Source organism: Paraburkholderia sp. GAS206C (genome assembly GCF_050435645.1).
GTDB classification, from domain to species: Bacteria; Pseudomonadota; Gammaproteobacteria; order Burkholderiales; family Burkholderiaceae; genus Paraburkholderia; species Paraburkholderia phenazinium_B.
Window position 1 is genome coordinate 416,768 of sequence record NZ_JBNDKR010000007.1, and the last position, 15,326, is coordinate 432,093.

The 15,326-nt window shown below is 64.7% G+C and carries 14 protein-coding genes; 11 read left to right on the forward strand and 3 right to left on the reverse strand.

Annotated features, from left to right (window positions below):
• The 10 genes from P3T20_RS21595 (at position 1) to P3T20_RS21640 (ending at position 11,738) form a co-directional block, all read left to right on the forward strand.
• The gene (locus P3T20_RS21595) at positions 1-1,101 is read left to right on the forward strand and encodes a protein-glutamate methylesterase/protein-glutamine glutaminase (RefSeq protein ID WP_074262873.1); all 1,101 of its coding nucleotides are present in this window, start codon (positions 1-3) and stop codon (positions 1,099-1,101) included.
• 113 nt (positions 1,102-1,214) lie between these two features.
• The gene (gene cheY / locus P3T20_RS21600) at positions 1,215-1,610 is read left to right on the forward strand and encodes a chemotaxis response regulator CheY (RefSeq protein ID WP_074262872.1); all 396 of its coding nucleotides are present in this window, start codon (positions 1,215-1,217) and stop codon (positions 1,608-1,610) included.
• 1 nt (position 1,611) lies between these two features.
• Positions 1,612-2,319, forward strand: a complete 708-nt coding sequence (gene cheZ / locus P3T20_RS21605) for a protein phosphatase CheZ (protein WP_074262871.1) — start codon at positions 1,612-1,614, stop codon at positions 2,317-2,319.
• Between the two features lie 282 nt (positions 2,320-2,601).
• Positions 2,602-3,120: a DUF2844 domain-containing protein gene (locus P3T20_RS21610; RefSeq protein WP_429287758.1), complete on the forward strand. Its 519-nt coding sequence runs from the start codon at positions 2,602-2,604 to the stop codon at positions 3,118-3,120.
• 23 nt (positions 3,121-3,143) lie between these two features.
• Positions 3,144-4,418 (forward strand): DUF3443 domain-containing protein, encoded by a 1,275-nt coding sequence (locus P3T20_RS21615; protein WP_429287759.1) that lies wholly within the window; start codon positions 3,144-3,146, stop codon positions 4,416-4,418.
• Positions 4,419-4,669: 251 nt separating this feature from the next.
• Positions 4,670-5,878 carry a flagellar biosynthesis protein FlhB gene (gene flhB / locus P3T20_RS21620; RefSeq protein ID WP_429287760.1) on the forward strand — a complete coding sequence of 403 codons (1,209 nt, stop codon included), beginning with the start codon at positions 4,670-4,672 and terminating at the stop codon, positions 5,876-5,878.
• Complete coding sequence (gene flhA / locus P3T20_RS21625; protein ID WP_074262867.1) at positions 5,875-7,977, forward strand: flagellar biosynthesis protein FlhA; 2,103 nt, start codon at positions 5,875-5,877, stop codon at positions 7,975-7,977. The genes flhB and flhA overlap by 4 nt, the downstream gene beginning before the upstream one ends.
• A gap of 204 nt (positions 7,978-8,181) precedes the next feature.
• On the forward strand, positions 8,182-10,113 hold the full coding sequence (gene flhF / locus P3T20_RS21630) for a flagellar biosynthesis protein FlhF (protein WP_429287761.1): 1,932 nt from the start codon (positions 8,182-8,184) through the stop codon (positions 10,111-10,113).
• Positions 10,106-10,975, forward strand: a complete 870-nt coding sequence (locus P3T20_RS21635) for a MinD/ParA family ATP-binding protein (protein ID WP_074262866.1) — start codon at positions 10,106-10,108, stop codon at positions 10,973-10,975. Before flhF ends, P3T20_RS21635 begins: the two co-directional genes overlap by 8 nt.
• 28 nt (positions 10,976-11,003) lie before the next feature.
• Positions 11,004-11,738 carry an RNA polymerase sigma factor FliA gene (locus P3T20_RS21640; RefSeq protein ID WP_074262865.1) on the forward strand — a complete coding sequence of 245 codons (735 nt, stop codon included), beginning with the start codon at positions 11,004-11,006 and terminating at the stop codon, positions 11,736-11,738.
• Positions 11,739-11,988: 250 nt separating this feature from the next.
• Here the strand turns inward: P3T20_RS21640 and P3T20_RS21645 are convergent, their stop codons facing one another.
• The 3 genes from P3T20_RS21645 to flgA form a co-directional block, all read right to left on the reverse strand.
• Complete coding sequence (locus P3T20_RS21645) at positions 11,989-12,432, reverse strand: flagella synthesis protein FlgN (protein WP_074262864.1); 444 nt, start codon at positions 12,430-12,432, stop codon at positions 11,989-11,991.
• 74 nt (positions 12,433-12,506) lie between these two features.
• Positions 12,507-12,863 (reverse strand): flagellar biosynthesis anti-sigma factor FlgM, encoded by a 357-nt coding sequence (gene flgM / locus P3T20_RS21650; RefSeq protein ID WP_074262863.1) that lies wholly within the window; start codon positions 12,861-12,863, stop codon positions 12,507-12,509.
• A 165-nt stretch (positions 12,864-13,028) separates the two neighbouring features.
• Complete coding sequence (gene flgA, locus P3T20_RS21655) at positions 13,029-14,594, reverse strand: flagellar basal body P-ring formation chaperone FlgA (RefSeq protein WP_429287762.1); 1,566 nt, start codon at positions 14,592-14,594, stop codon at positions 13,029-13,031.
• 220 nt (positions 14,595-14,814) lie between these two features.
• Between flgA and flgB the strand changes: the two genes are divergently transcribed.
• On the forward strand, positions 14,815-15,312 hold the full coding sequence (flgB, locus tag P3T20_RS21660; protein ID WP_074262861.1) for a flagellar basal body rod protein FlgB: 498 nt from the start codon (positions 14,815-14,817) through the stop codon (positions 15,310-15,312).
• The last annotated feature ends 14 nt before the right edge of the window (positions 15,313-15,326 follow it).

Here is a 15,326-nt window from a genome sequence, read left to right on the forward strand (position 1 = left end):
GTGCAAAAGATCAAGGTATTGTGCGTCGACGATTCGGCGCTGATCCGTAGCCTGATGACCGAAATCATCAATGGCCAGCCGGACATGACCGTCGTCGCAACCGCGCCCGACCCGCTGGTCGCGCGCGAACTCATCAAGCAGCACAACCCGGACGTGTTGACGCTCGACGTTGAAATGCCGCGCATGGACGGTCTCGACTTCCTCGAGAAGCTGATGCGTCTGCGGCCGATGCCAGTGGTGATGGTGTCGTCGCTGACCGAGCGCGGCAACGAAATCACGCTGCGCGCGCTGGAACTGGGCGCGGTCGATTTCGTGACCAAGCCGAAGGTCGGGATCCGCGACGGCATGCTCGACTACTCGGAGAAGCTTGCCGACAAGGTCCGCGCCGCTGCGCGCGCCCGCGTACGCCAGGCTGCCCCGGTGCATCACGCCGGCACGGCGGCCGGCCACGCGGCGGGTGCCCAGGCTGCGACGCCGGCGCCGAACTTCAACAACCCGCTGCTGAGTACGGAAAAGCTGATCATCGTCGGCGCCTCGACGGGTGGCACCGAAGCGATCCGCGAAGTGCTCGTGCCGCTGCCGCCAGACGCCCCCGCGGTGCTGATCGCACAGCATATGCCGCCAGGGTTTACAAAATCTTTTGCTCAACGCCTTAATGGCTTGTGCAGAATTACCGTTAAAGAGGCAGAGCACGGCGAACGTGTGCTGCCGGGACACGCGTATATTGCCCCCGGTCACGCTCACCTGTTGCTAGCACGTAGCGGCGCGAACTATATTGCACACCTCTCCGACGACCCGCCGGTAAACCGGCACCGTCCGTCTGTCGACGTGTTGTTCCGCTCCGCTGCGCAGCACGCCGGCAAGAATGCGGTGGGCGTGATTCTCACGGGAATGGGCCGCGACGGTGCGGCTGGACTGCTGGAGATGAAAAAAGCAGGCGCGTATACGCTTGCGCAGGACGAAGCGAGTTGCATTGTGTTCGGCATGCCGCGCGAGGCGATCGCACTCGGCGCTGCCGACGAAATCACCTCGCTGCCCGAGATGAGCCGGCGCGTCATGGCGCGTCTTTCGTCAATGGGTGAACGCGTCCAGCGGGTATGATGCGCGCCGGGTCAGAACGCAGGCGTCTTGCATGGGACCTGAGTCAGCGCTGAAACGCGGACTCCAGTCGACACACTCGCTGCACCATCTGGGATTAGGGAAAGGGAATTGAAATGGATAAGGGAATGAAGATTCTGGTCGTAGATGACTTTCCGACGATGCGCCGGATTGTCCGCAATCTGTTGAAGGAGCTGGGCTATTCGAACGTCGACGAGGCGGAAGATGGCCAGGCGGGTCTCGCGCGTCTGCGTAGCGGCAAGTACGACTTCGTGATCTCCGACTGGAACATGCCGAACCTCGACGGTCTGGCCATGCTCAAGGAAATCCGCGCGGATGCCAGCCTCACGCATTTGCCGGTGCTGATGGTGACGGCCGAGTCGAAGAAGGAAAACATCATCGCGGCGGCGCAGGCCGGCGCGAGCGGTTATGTGGTGAAGCCGTTCACAGCGGTAACCCTCGACGAGAAGCTCAACAAGATTCTCGAGAAGATGGCGAAAGCCGGGAGCTGACGTGAACCAGCCGACCAACGCGGCAGCCGTCGAAGCGCAAGACGGCGGCGACCTTGCAAGCGATCGCATCCTTGCCCGCATCGGGCAACTGACGCGCACACTGCGCGACTCGATGCGCGAGCTCGGCATCGACAAGCACGTCGAGCGCGCCGCCGAAGCGGTGCCCGACGCACGCGACCGTCTGAAGTACATTGCCAACATGACCGAGCAGGCAGCCGAAAAGGTACTGAGCTCGATCGAGGTCGCCAAGCCGTTGCAGGAGCAGTTGCAGCAGGACGCAGCGGTGCTCGACGCGCGTTGGGAGCAATGGTATGCGGCGCCGATCGAACGCGAGGAAGTGCGCGCGTTGATGAACGACACGCGGACCTTTCTGCGTGGCGTGCCCGAGGTGACGACGGCCACCAACCAGCAGCTGCTCGAGATCATGCTGGCGCAGGACTTCCAGGATCTGACCGGCCAGGTCATCAAGAAGATCACCGAGGTCGTGTATCTGATCGAGCAGCAACTGCTCGGCGTGCTGATCGAGAACATCGCGCTCGAACGGCGCGAGCAGTTCGCGGCAACGGCGGCGGCGCTGGCGGCCGAACCCTCGTCGACCGGCAGCCCGGAGAACCTGCTGAACGGGCCGCAGATCAACCCGGAAGGCAAGGCCGACGTGATGCAGGATCAAGGCGAAGTCGACGATCTGCTGGCGAGCCTTGGCTTCTGACACGGCTTTCGAACAGCTTTCCACATCTGAACCGCGCCGGCTCCCGGCGGTCGAACATGGCACGCGCCCCGCTCCACAGCGTTCGGCGCCGCCGTGTACCGTCCCGCACTCCGGGCGCAGGTTTCTTGCCGGCTAGCCATCGCGCATAGCGGATACCCCGGCCAGGCACCCTGGAGGAAACCTTCCTGCGGAGCAGTGGCCCGGTACCGTATGATCTTGGATAAATGCGAGCGCACGTGCGATGCACGGGCCGTATCGCAGTTGACCGGGAGGAGTGTGGCTATGCTGAGTCGTGTACGCCGCGCCGTCGTCATGACAGCGCTCGGATTGTCCTGCGTGGTGCCCGCCGTTCAGTCCGCTTACGCGGCGCTGGGCGGGAGTCCGATGACGCCGCCCGCCGGCGCGTCCGTCAGTTCCCAGACCGTTTCCCCTGTCGCCGTTCTACACGCCGCATCCGGCGCCGCCTCCGCAGCCAGCAGCAGTTCTTCATACACCGTACGGCAGACGACCTACGGCAGCGGTACGGTCGTGCGCGAGTATCTCGCCGCGGACGGCACCGTCTTCGGCCTCGGCTGGAACGGACCGCAAATGCCTGATCTGAACAATCTGCTGGGTACTTATTTCCCGCAATACCTGGCCGGTGTCGAGGCCGTGCGCGCGGTGCGCGGCGGCCACGGTCCGGTCGCGGTCGAGCAGAGCGGCCTGGTGGTCCATTCCGGTGGCCATATGGGCGCATTCTCGGGTGATGCATGGCTGCCGCAGGCGCTGCCTGCCGGCGTCAGCGGTTCCGACATCCACTGACAGTGACGGACGGGAGACGAGACATGCAATTTGCAGCAAAGCTCAGAGGGTGGGCGCAGGTCGCGGTGACGGTCGCGTTGGTGTCGCTGGTTGCCGCGTGCGGCGGAGGCGGTGGCAGCAACAACAGTTCCAGTTCGTCGAGTGCGAATAACGGCTCGTTGCCGGCCAGCCCGACCGCACAGCCGGTTGCGGCGACTGCGGCGAACACCGCCGCGATCACGGTGAGCACGGGCGTGGCGAACGTCATCAACATTCCGACGGTGAGCGTCACGGTTTGCGTGCCAGGGACGAGTACCTGTCAGACCATTCCAAATGTGCAGGTGGATACCGGTTCGTATGGGCTGCGGATCGCCAGCGGCGTGTTGAGCGTTGCGCTGCCTGACGCTGCTATCCCCAGCGGTGCGTCCGGCACGCTGGCTGAATGCACGAATTTCGCGGATGGCTTTTCGTGGGGCTCGGTACGCACGGCAACCGTAACAATTGGCGGCGAGACCACGACCGCCGGCATTCCGGTCCAGGTGCTGGGTGACCTGAACAACAGTGTGCCGACAGGCTGCGCCAACGGCTCCGAAGAGAACACTCCCAGCGCGCTTGGCGCCAATGGCATTCTTGGCATTGGCAACGCACCTTACGATTGCGGCGCGACCTGCGCGAGTTCGACGACCTTTGCCCAGTTCAGCAACTATTACGCGTGTACGACCTCAAGCTCGAGCTGCACGACCGCTCAGGTGCCGACGGGCGACCAGGTGGCGAACCCGGTCGCACACTTCCCCACCGACAACAACGGCGTGATTGTCGAGATGGCGCCCGTTTCGAACAACGGAGCCGGATCAGCCACCGGTACGCTGGTGTTCGGCATCGGCACGCAGTCGAACAACGCGCTCGCGGCGGCGAAGACCTTCACGACCGATGCCTTCGGTGACCTTAACAACAGCACGTTCAACGGCAGCACGTTGTCGGCCTTCTTCGATTCCGGCTCGAACGCTTACTTCTTCACCGACAGCACCCTGGCGTTGTGCGGCAGCAATTTCAGCGGCTTCTACTGCCCTTCGACGGCGCAGACGCGCACGGTCACCGTGGTTGGCCTGAACGGCGTCTCCGCTGCGGCTAACGTCGGGATCCTGAGCGCGTCGACGTTGTTCAGCAACGGCAACAACTACGCCTTCAACGATCTCGCTGGCCAGATCGGCACCTCGGGTAGCTTCGACATCGGCCTGCCGTTCTTCTACGGCCGTTATATGTACTTCGGCATCGACCAGACTGCGAGCGGCGGCCAGGCACCTTACGTCGGCTACTGATCCAGGGTCCACCGCGACCCGTTCCGCCCGTTCCACGCCTCCCGGCCCCGGAACGGGCGGCCCTCGGCGGCAGCGCGCCCGGCTCCTCGCCCGGCCCCTCCCGGTCCCGCCCGTAGCGGCCCCCCGCGCCGCTCCATCTCCCGAAATACCCCCGTTTCCCCGTCCTTATCCGCCGATCATGGCTTGAGTTCTGCAGGAATAATCGCTCTCACTGGAATTGGGCATGGTGCCTCGACCGTCTGGAGAGCTGCGTGGCAGGGGAAAGCGACCTCGAAAAAACAGAAGACGCCACCCCCCGGCGCCTGGAGAAGGCACGGGAGGAAGGGCAGATCGTTCGTTCGCGGGAACTGGTCTCGTTTGCCTTGCTGTCGGCCGGTTTCTATGGCGTCTGGGCGTTGTCGGGGAGCATCGGCGATCACCTCGGATCGATGCTGCGCGGCGCGCTCATGTTCAACCACGACAGCGTCTTCGAAACCCGGCGCATGCTGATCGGCGCAAGCGTCGACGGCATGCAGGCGCTCCGCGCGCTGGTGCCGATCCTCGCCCTGACCGGCGGCGCCGCGTTGCTCTCGCCGCTCGCGCTGGGCGGCTGGCACGTCTCCTCAGGGGCGCTCCAACCCAAATTCAGCCGGCTCGATCCGATGGCCGGCCTTGGCCGGATCTTTTCCATCAACGGGCCGATCCAGCTCGGCATGTCGCTCGCCAAGACCATCGTCGTGGGCGGGGTGGGGGGCGTCTCGGTCTGGAACCGCCGCGAGGAGATCCTCGCGCTCGCGACCCAGCCGCTCACCGTGGCGCTCGCCAATGCGGCGCACCTGATCGCCGTGTGCTGCGGCATGACGGTCGCCGGCATGTTCCTCGTGGCAGCGCTCGATGTCCCGTATCAGATCTGGAATTACCACAAGAAACTCCGGATGACGAAGGAAGAAGTGAAGCGCGAACACCGCGAAAACGAAGGCGATCCGCAACTCAAGGCCCGCATCCGGGCGCAGCAGCGCGCAGCCGCGCGGCGCCGGATGATGTCCAAGATACCGACGGCCGACGTGGTCGTGACCAACCCGACGCACTTCGCGGTCGCGCTGCAGTACAGCGACGGCGAGATGCGCGCGCCGCGCGTCGTCGCCAAAGGGGTGAACCTCGTCGCCGCGCGGATTCGCCAGCTTGCTGTGGAGAACAACGTGCCGCTGCTCGAAGCCCCGCCACTGGCGCGGGCGCTGTATCACAACGTCGACCTCGACCGCGAAATTCCGGGCCAGTTGTATGGCGCGGTCGCGGAAGTGCTCGCATGGGTCTATCAATTGCGCCGCTTCAAGACCGAAGGCGGCGTGGTGCCGGTTGCCCCGACCGAACTCGAAGTTCCCGCCGATCTGGACCAGGGTCCGGTATCCGACGAAGAGGCGGATCGGGAAGCCGCCGAAGCGCTTAACGAAGACGACAAGGCATCTGGAGCCTCCGCATGAACGCACGCGCCGGTTTCCTGTCCCGACGGCCGGACTCGCTGAGCAACACCAACCTGCGGGCACTCGCAGGGCCGGTGCTGATCTGCATGATCCTCGGCATGATGATCCTGCCGTTGCCGCCGTTCCTGCTGGATCTGCTGTTCACCTTCAACATCGCGCTGTCCGTGATGGTGCTGCTGGTGAGCATGTACACGATGAAGCCGCTCGACTTCGCCGCATTCCCGAGCGTGCTGCTGTTCTCGACGCTGCTGCGCCTCTCGCTGAACGTGGCCTCCACCCGGGTCGTGCTGCTCGAAGGCCACACCGGCCCGGCTGCCGCTGGACAGGTGATCGAGTCGTTCGGCCAGTTCCTCGTCGGCGGCAACTTCGCGGTCGGGATCGTGGTGTTCATCATCCTGATGGTGATCAACTTCATGGTGATCACCAAGGGTGCGGGCCGGATCGCCGAAGTGTCCGCGCGCTTCACACTCGATGCGATGCCCGGCAAGCAGATGGCGATCGACGCCGACCTGAACGCCGGCATCATCAACGAAGACGCGGCGCGCCGCCGCCGCCTCGAAGTCGCGCAGGAAGCCGAGTTCTACGGCTCGATGGATGGCGCCAGCAAGTTCGTGCGCGGCGATGCGATCGCCGGCCTGCTGATCATGGTGATCAACATCATCGGCGGGCTGATCGTCGGCGTGGTCCAGCACAACATGGACTTCGCCGCCGCCGCCAAGAACTACACGCTGCTAACCATCGGTGACGGCCTCGTCGCGCAGATCCCGTCGCTGGTGATCTCGACCGCCGCCGGCGTGATCGTGTCGCGCGTGGCCACCAACGAAGACATCGGCACACAGCTGACCGGGCAGTTGTTCACGAACCCGCGCGTGCTGATCATCACGGGCTGCATTCTGGTGCTGATGGGCTTGATCCCGGGCATGCCGCACTTCGCCTTCCTGCTGCTGGGCGGTGGTTTGATCCAGCTTGGCCGGATGATGAAGAAGCGCGCGACGGAAGCGAAGAGCACCGCGGCCCTCGCCACAGTGGCGCCGGCGGCGCTCACGCCGACCGAAAACACCGAGGCAAGCTGGGACGACGTGACGATGATCGACACGCTCGGTCTCGAAGTCGGCTACCGGCTGATTCCGCTCGTCGACAAGAATTCGGACGGCGAACTGCTCAAGCGGATCAAGAGCATCCGCAAGAAGTTCGCGCAGGAAATCGGCTTCCTGCCGCCGGTGATCCACATCCGCGACAACCTGGAACTGCGCCCCAATGGTTACCGGATTGCGCTGAAGGGAGTCGAGGTCGGCGTCGGCGAGGCCTATCCGGGCCAGTGGCTGGCCATCAATCCGGGGCAGGTGAGCGCGGCGCTGCCGGGCACGCCGACTCAGGATCCGGCGTTCGGCCTGCCGGCCATCTGGATCGACACCAATCTGCGCGAGCAGGCCCAGGTGTACGGCTATACCGTGGTGGATTCGAGCACCGTGGTCGCGACGCACCTGAATCACCTAGTGGTCACGCACGCCTCCGAGCTGCTCGGCCGCCGCGAAATCCAGGCGCTGATCGAGCGGATGCAGAAGGACACGCCGTCGCTGGTCGACGATCTGATTCCGAAGGCGCTTTCGCTCACCACGCTGCAGAAGGTGCTGCAGAACCTGCTGGAAGAAGGTGTGCCGATCCGCGACCTGCGCACGATCCTCGAAGCGCTGTCCGAGCACACGCCGAAGGTTACCGACGCGCACGAGCTGACGGCAGCCGTGCGTCTGGCGCTGGGCCGCGCGATCACGCAACAGTGGTTCCCAGGCACCGGCGACATGCAGGTCATGGGCCTCGACTCAAACCTCGAACGGGTGCTCTCGCAGGCGCTTTCGACTGGGGCAAACCCTGGTCTCGAACCGGGTCTCGCACACACCCTGATGACCGAGACGCAACAGGCCATGACGCGCCAGCAGAACCTCGGGCTCGCGCCGGTGTTGCTGGTGCAGCATGCGTTGCGGCCGATGCTGGCGCGCTTCCTGCGCCGCAACCTGCCGCAGCTGAAGGTGCTGTCGTATGCGGAGGTGCCCGACACCCGCAACGTCAAGGTGGTGAATCTGATAGGCGGGAAAGGCTAACCCGCTCACGCTTCAGACCGGCGCCTCAGGCGCCGGTTTTCATTTGGGGACCCTTGCAGCGCGGCCCCGGCGTACTACCCATCACGCGAATTGCCTGCTTTTCCCTGTCTTTATCAAGCGATGGTCTCTCGACATCTTTCGCAATAATCGATCTCAATGGAAAGCGGTATGTCGCCGGTCCGTCAACCTCATCGGGGGTCCAGCTTGAACATTCGTAAATTTGTCGGTGCTACCAGTCGTGACGCGCTACGCCTCGTTCGTGAGGCGTTGGGCCCAGACGCGGTCGTGCTGTCGAACCGCACGATCGAAGACGGCACCGTCGAGATCGTGGCGCTCGCCGATAGCGAGCTCGCGGCAATCGCTCCGAAGGCGCGTAACGGCGCGAACAACGGCAGCAGCGCAAACAGCGCGGCCCCTGCGATGAGCCCGGCAGCACCGGCACCGCGCAGCACGCCGATGATGCAGTCCAATCCGTACGCGAGCGGCATGCCGGACGTGTTTTCGTCGGTGTTCGGCGCAAGCCCGGAAGCCGGCACGGAGAGCATGTCGGTCAGCAACGCGCCGGCACAGGCCGCTGCACCCGCACAGGCAGCCGTAACGGAAGAGCCGGCCACGGCCTCGCCGTACGCTTCGTCGGCTCAGGCCGCACCGCTCGCGCCGCAGGCTCAAGCCGCTCACGCGCCGCAAAGCACACCTTCGATGCAAGCCGCACCGCAGGCGCAGATGCCGCAGATGCCGCGCTCGGGCGACGACATCCGCGCCGACGTGCTGAAAGCCGCCGGCGTCCCGGCGCCGCAGTTTATGCCGTTCACGCCGGCCACCCCGCGCACGATGGCGGAAACGAATCCCTGGCTGATCGACCACGCCCGCAATATCGCCGGCAAGCAACAAGGCGCCTACAGCGCACGGCCTTCGTCGATGACACCGGCCGCCGCGATGGCCAAGGGCCTCGGCGCACCGGTCGACATCCAGGTCGGCACGCGTCAGCCGTCGAACCTCGCCGACACGCCCGACTGGGCCCGCGAAGCTGCACAACTCGCCGCGCGCCGCGCTAGCAGGAAGCCGAGCCCGGCCACTCCAGCGGACGACGCACGTGCCGCAGCCAGCACCACCGCCAGCGTCACCGAAGCGATCAAGGCTCGCATGGAGCAGGTCGTCAACGAAACGGTGATGAGCGAGCTCTCCTCGATGCGCGGCATGATGGAGGAACACTTCGCCGGTCTCCTGTGGGCCGACCGCCAGCGTCGCAGCCCGACGCGCGCCTCGCTCACCAAGCACCTGTTCGCCGCCGGTTTCTCCGCGCAACTGGTGCAGATGATGGTCGACAACCTGCCGCCCGAGATCGACAACATGGAAGGCGGGATGGACTGGGTGCGCAACGTGCTCGAGTCGAACCTGCCGATCATGGAAAACGAAGACGCGCTGATGGAGCGCGGCGGCGTGTTCGCCCTGATGGGCCCGACGGGTGTCGGCAAGACCACGACCACGGCCAAGCTTGCCGCGCGTTGCGTGATGCGCTTCGGCGCCAGCAAGGTGGCACTCCTGACGACCGACAGCTACCGGATCGGCGGTCACGAACAACTGCGCATTTTCGGCAAGATCCTCGGCGTTTCGGTTCACGCGGTTAAGGACGGCGCTGATCTGCAACTGGCGCTCGCCGAGCTGCGCAACAAGCACATCGTGCTGATCGACACGATCGGCATGAGCCAGCGCGACCGCCTCGTCTCCGACCAGATCGCCATGCTGTGCCGCGCCGGACAACCGGTGCAGCGCCTGCTGCTGCTGAACGCAACGTGCCATGGCGACACGCTCAACGAAGTCGTGCAGGCCTACCAGCGCGGGCCGGATCAACAGCCGCTCGCCGGCTGCATCCTCACCAAGCTCGACGAAGCGACCAACCTGGGCGGCGTACTCGACACGGTGATCCGCTACAAGTTGCCGGTGCATTACGTCTCGACCGGGCAGAAGGTGCCCGAGAACCTGTACGTCGCAACCAAGAAATTCCTGATCAAGAGCGCTTTCTGCATTCCGCGCGACAGTTCGCCGTTCGTGCCGCAGGACGACGATATTCCGGCCTTGCTTTCGGCGCTCTCAGCACGCTCGACGGCCGAACTGCACGAGGTCCGCTTTGGATAAGGTCGTCTCGGATCAGGCAGAAGGACTGCGGCGCCTGCTGGCCCGCAGCGGTTCAAGAGTGCTGGCGGTAACGGGCGGTTCGACCAGCGTTGGATGTACCACGACCGTCGTCAATCTGGCGGCGGCACTCGTGGAGCAGGGCAAGGATGTACTCGTGATCGACGAGTGCCTTGGCGATTACTCGGTGGGCGCCATGCTCGGCGGCGTACAGGGGGCGGCCAACTTCGCCGCCGTGGTACGCGGCGAGATATCGCTCGACGCCGCCGTAGCGCGTCATGCACTGGGCTTTTCAGTGCTGAGCGCCTCGCGCAGCAATCGCGAAGGCTACACGGCGGCGCAACTGAGTGTGGTGCTGGACGGTCCCGCGGACATCGTGCTGATCGATGCGCAACTCGACCGGCTCGGTCAGCTCTCTGCGCTGGCGATGCAGGCGCACGACCTGTTGATCGTCACGCGCGTCGCTGCGCAGGCGATTACCGATGCGTATGCCTGCATGAAGCGGCTGCATTACGCGCACGGCATCGGGCAGTTCAGGGTGCTGGTGAACCATGTGCATAGCGTCACCGACGCGCACACCGCTTTTGAAAACCTCGCGGGGGTGGCGGGGCGTTATCTGACTGTGTCGCTGGAAGGCGCGGGCTGTATCGCCGCCGACCCGCGCATGGCCCGGGCGCTCGAACTGTCGCGCTGCGTGGTCGACGCGTTTCCGTCGACCCCTGCTGCGCGGGATTATCGGCACCTCGCCGCCGAATTGCAGTACTGGCCAATGCGGCCAGCGATGTCGTCACGTCACCAATGGGTGGCGCCGGCGGCAGTAACAGCGGCGCAACACGCCGACCAACCGTCTGTGCAGCACGCCTGAAGGGCGGGGCGCGGACAAGGGGAGCACGATGTACAACGCTCAGGGAAAGATTTCCCAAGCCGAGGTTCTGACCAAATACGCACCGCTGGTGCGGCGGCTCGGCTTGCAGCTGGTAGCGAAGATGCCGGCGAGTGTCGATCTCGACGATCTGATTCAGGCCGGCATGATCGGCCTGCTCGATGCTGCGAGTCGCTACAAGGAAGACCAGGGCGCGCAGTTCGAAACGTATGCGAGCCAGCGGATCCGCGGCGCGATGCTCGACGAGTTGCGCAGCAACGACTGGCTGCCGCGCAGCCTGCGCCGCACCTCGCGTGAGGTGGAGACGGCCGTGCATCAGGTCGAACAGACACTCGGCCGTTCGGCGAGCGAGACGGAGATTGCCGGTCACCTCAAGATGCCGCTCGACGAGTATCAGGCGATGCTGCAGGACCTGCATGGCAGCCAGCTGATCTACTACGAAGACTTCGATCGCTCCGCCGACGACGAGCCGTTCCTCGACCGCTACTGCGTCGATCATTCGGACCCGCTCTCGGCACTGCTCGACGAAAGCCTGCGCTCGGCGCTGGTCGAAGCGATCGAGCGTCTGCCGGAACGCGAAAAGCTGTTGATGTCGCTCTACTACGAACGCGGCATGAATCTGCGCGAGATCGGTGCGGTGATGGAAGTTAGCGAATCGCGGGTTTGCCAGCTGCATAGCCAGGCGGTTGCACGGCTGCGCACGCGCCTGCGCGAGATGGCCTGGGCCAAGGCTGAAGCGGAGTAACACCACGGCGGCCGGCGGTTCACCGTCGTTGCCCACCGCTCATGATTCAAGCGCAATGAACGCCGTCCCGATGTATAGGGACGGCGCTTTTTTTTGCTGAGAGGAAAGCAGGAAAAGCGCGGCAAGCGCAGGTGGCGGACAGGCGCCAAACGGCAGGCTGCGCCGAGTTGGTCTGAAAACGGTCAGACCGACTCAGCGAGCATTCAGGACAGACTGGATTGGAGTTCGATGAGCGGGGGAGCGTCCGGAATTACAGGCCGCCGAACCCTGGCACTCGTCCATCCGGCCCATACAGCGAGGGCTTTTTCGGACGCACCTGCAGCACCTCGAGGGCGCGCTGGTTGTATTCCATGCGGGTGCGGATCAGCACACCGTTGGTCTTGTTGGAGCGGCGTGCGCGCTCTACCGATTGCTGCAGCAACGACCACTGCTCGGCGAGCTTCGGGTCGCGCCCGGCGGCTAGCTCGATGCCGTTCCAGCCGGCCGGCAGACCCATTTCGGCGAGCTGCGCGTCGCGGATCTTCTCGAGCGAGGCCAGCTTGCCGACCAGTTCGGTTTTCTTTTCGACAACCGGCCGCAACATCTCGGCCGGTTCCACCTGGGTTAGCGCTTTCTGCTCGATAGCCAGAACAGAAGCAAATTCTTCGATGGTCGAGTACTCATCGATCACAGTGGCAAGCAGCGCGTCTTTCATCACAAGTCGCTCTCACGGCGCCCGCACAAAGCGTGCGGGCCGGGTTTCAAGGTGACGCCTCGCGGCGTCCAACCTCAATTGCCGGTCGCCGGGGCTCTCGTTTGCAACAAACTGCGCGTCGTGTCGAGCACGCCGTCAGCAATCTTGCCCGGATCGATCGTCAGCGTGCCGTTCTTGATGGCCTGCTTGATCGATTCGACGTGAGCGGTGTCGATGTCTGCCGAACCCGATGCTGCCAGGCTGCGCAGGCTGGACGACAGGCCCGACAGGCTCACATTCGCGTCGCCACCCGAGCCGGTGGCGGCTTGCGCGGCGGCTGCCGCGCTTTGGGCGGTCGAAGCCGCCGGGGCCGAGCTGTCCTGCTGGGTACGCGTTGCCGCGCTGCCCGTCAGACTGTCCGGCATGCTATTGGTGGTGGAATCGATTTTCACGATTGGCTTCCTGAACTATTTGATTCTTTTAACGGCATTCAAGAAACCAAACTTTAGCTCAATCGATGTATCCGTTTGTAACGGCCCCACCGGCCGCCTTCTTCCCCCAAAACCCTTTGAACGCCACTGTCACGGGCGCCATTTTCAGGTTCAGATCCCGGGTATCTACATCTGGATCTGGACCGTCGAACTGTCCTTCACGATTCCCATCAGGATCTGCCCGGTTGAGGTTTTCACCCTGACTGGTTGCCCTGGCGTCGCATTGCTGAGCGCGCTGCCTTCCGACGAAATCGAGAAGCCCTCGCCCTGCGCCACCACCCGCACACTCTGTCCGGCCGTCACCTGGGCGGCGCTCTTCAGCATGTCCTGACGCAGCGGAAAGCCCATACTCACGCGCATCAACGTGACCGAACCGACTGCCTGTGACGGCACGGTGACGATCGACGCCGGCAGCATGGTCAGGTCGCCGTCGCGGGGAACCAGATCGGCGTCGGAAATCACCTCGCCAGGCATCATTGCCCGCGCGGCGACGTAGTAAGTCGCATGGATCGAGACTTTCGCCTGCAGCCAGACCGTCCATGGGTGGCCACTCGTGCAGCGCACCGCCACCGTCGTGCGGCCCCACAGGCGCGCGCCGGGCGGCATGAACGCCTGCAGCGTGTCGCAGGCGGCAAGCCCGCGCGGGAAAGCCTGGGCAACGCTCAGTTCGACCTGGCCCGGCAGGCCATTGGCCTGCTGTTTGAGAAAGTCCAGCGCGGCGGTGTGGATCAGCTGGCCGTCTTCCTGACCTTCGGGCACGGGCTGGCTGGCCTGAGCCGGCTGCGATGCCTGAATTGCGGCAGCAGTCTGGACCGGTTGAACCCTGGAGGCGGCCACCACCGGCTTGGGCGCCGGTTGCGGCGTCTGCGCTCGCTGCAGCGCCTGAACGGCCTGAGCCGCCTGAGCCTGTTGCAGCGCCTGAATTGCCTGCGCGCGCTGCGCGGCTTCCGCCAGCGCCTGCGCCTGATTCTTTACGGGGAGTGTCGTTTGAGCCGGCGCGGCAGCAACGTGAGGCGCCGGATTGCGGCCTGCCGCGCTCGCGCCCAGTTCGGGCGGCTCGCCGCGCGAAGCGAGGCTGTCGATTTCGACGCTGCTCGCAGCGGTCACGGCGGGTGCCACGGCCGGTACGCCGACAGGTGCGGCAGCCGGGGCGGCATTCACGGGCCGCAGTGCGGCGCCGTACGTCGCACGCGCCGGCATCGACGTGACGACCACCGGCACGACCTGGCTCGCGGCGAGCGCGGGATTCATATTGACGCGGGTAAGGCTGGCCGTATTCGCCGGGCTGGCTTGCTGGATGACCGTCGTGTTCGCCGGAACATTTGGCGCGCCGGACGCGGATGCCTCATCGGTACCCGGAATCACAATGGCACCGCTCGCGTTCGACAGCCTGGTAAAGCGATCGGTCGCTTGCGGCGTCGAAGACTGCGCAGGCGGTGCGAGCGTCGCCGCGAACTGCGGGTTGATCGTCCGCGGGCTGGCATTGCTGGAAGTCGCCATCGCGGTCATGCGCGCGAGATCGGCGGGGTTCTGTTCGCCCGGACCGGGAATCACGATCGGGCCGCTGGCCTCCTGGGCCAATGCCGCAGACGCACACCACGCACCCGCCACGGCACACACCAGCCAGGCGGCAGTGTGTCGTGCAACGATGCGGCGCCGCGGCGGCAGCACATCGAGAGTGGATCGGGCCATCGTGCATCTCCAGCGTGAGGCAAGGGTACGAGTTGCATTCTAGTGACGCGGCTCCTGGCGCAAACGTTGAATAGAGGCGACCTTCCCCGGTTATTCAGAAGATTGCCGCTTGCCTGCCCCGCCTAAGATGCATCTCATGCAAAAAGCCCTTTTGGGTCGCCGCAGATGTTGTGCTCCCTGATCGAGCGCCAGACGCGGGAACGTTATCCGGAGATTTTTCATGCTAGATAAACTCGATGCCGAATTCGCCTTTGGCCGTCAGGCGCTCGATGTCCGCTCTTACCGGCAGGAACTGCTGTCGTCGAACATTGCGAACGCCGACACGCCGAACTACAAGGCGCGTGACGTCGATTTCTCGTCGACGCTCGCGGGCGCTCTGAGAAAGACGGACGGCAGCAGCACCGGCACCGGCGCATCGAACAACTCGACGCTGGCGATGGCGCAACCTGCTGGCGTGACGAGCGGCATGACGATGGCCTCGACCGAACCGGGCCATATGGCCGGCAAGGCAAGCCTGATTGCGACCGGCGGTCCGAGCGACGACTACGGCCAATTGCAGTACCGCATTCCGACGCAACCCTCGCTCGACGGCAACACGGTGGACCTCGACGCGGAACGCGTGCAGTTCGCCGATAACTCGCTGCACTTCGAGTCGGCCATGACGGAAGTTTCGAATCAGATCAAATCGATGCTGTCGGTGATCACGTCGGGCTCCTGATGGAGTCCAGACGC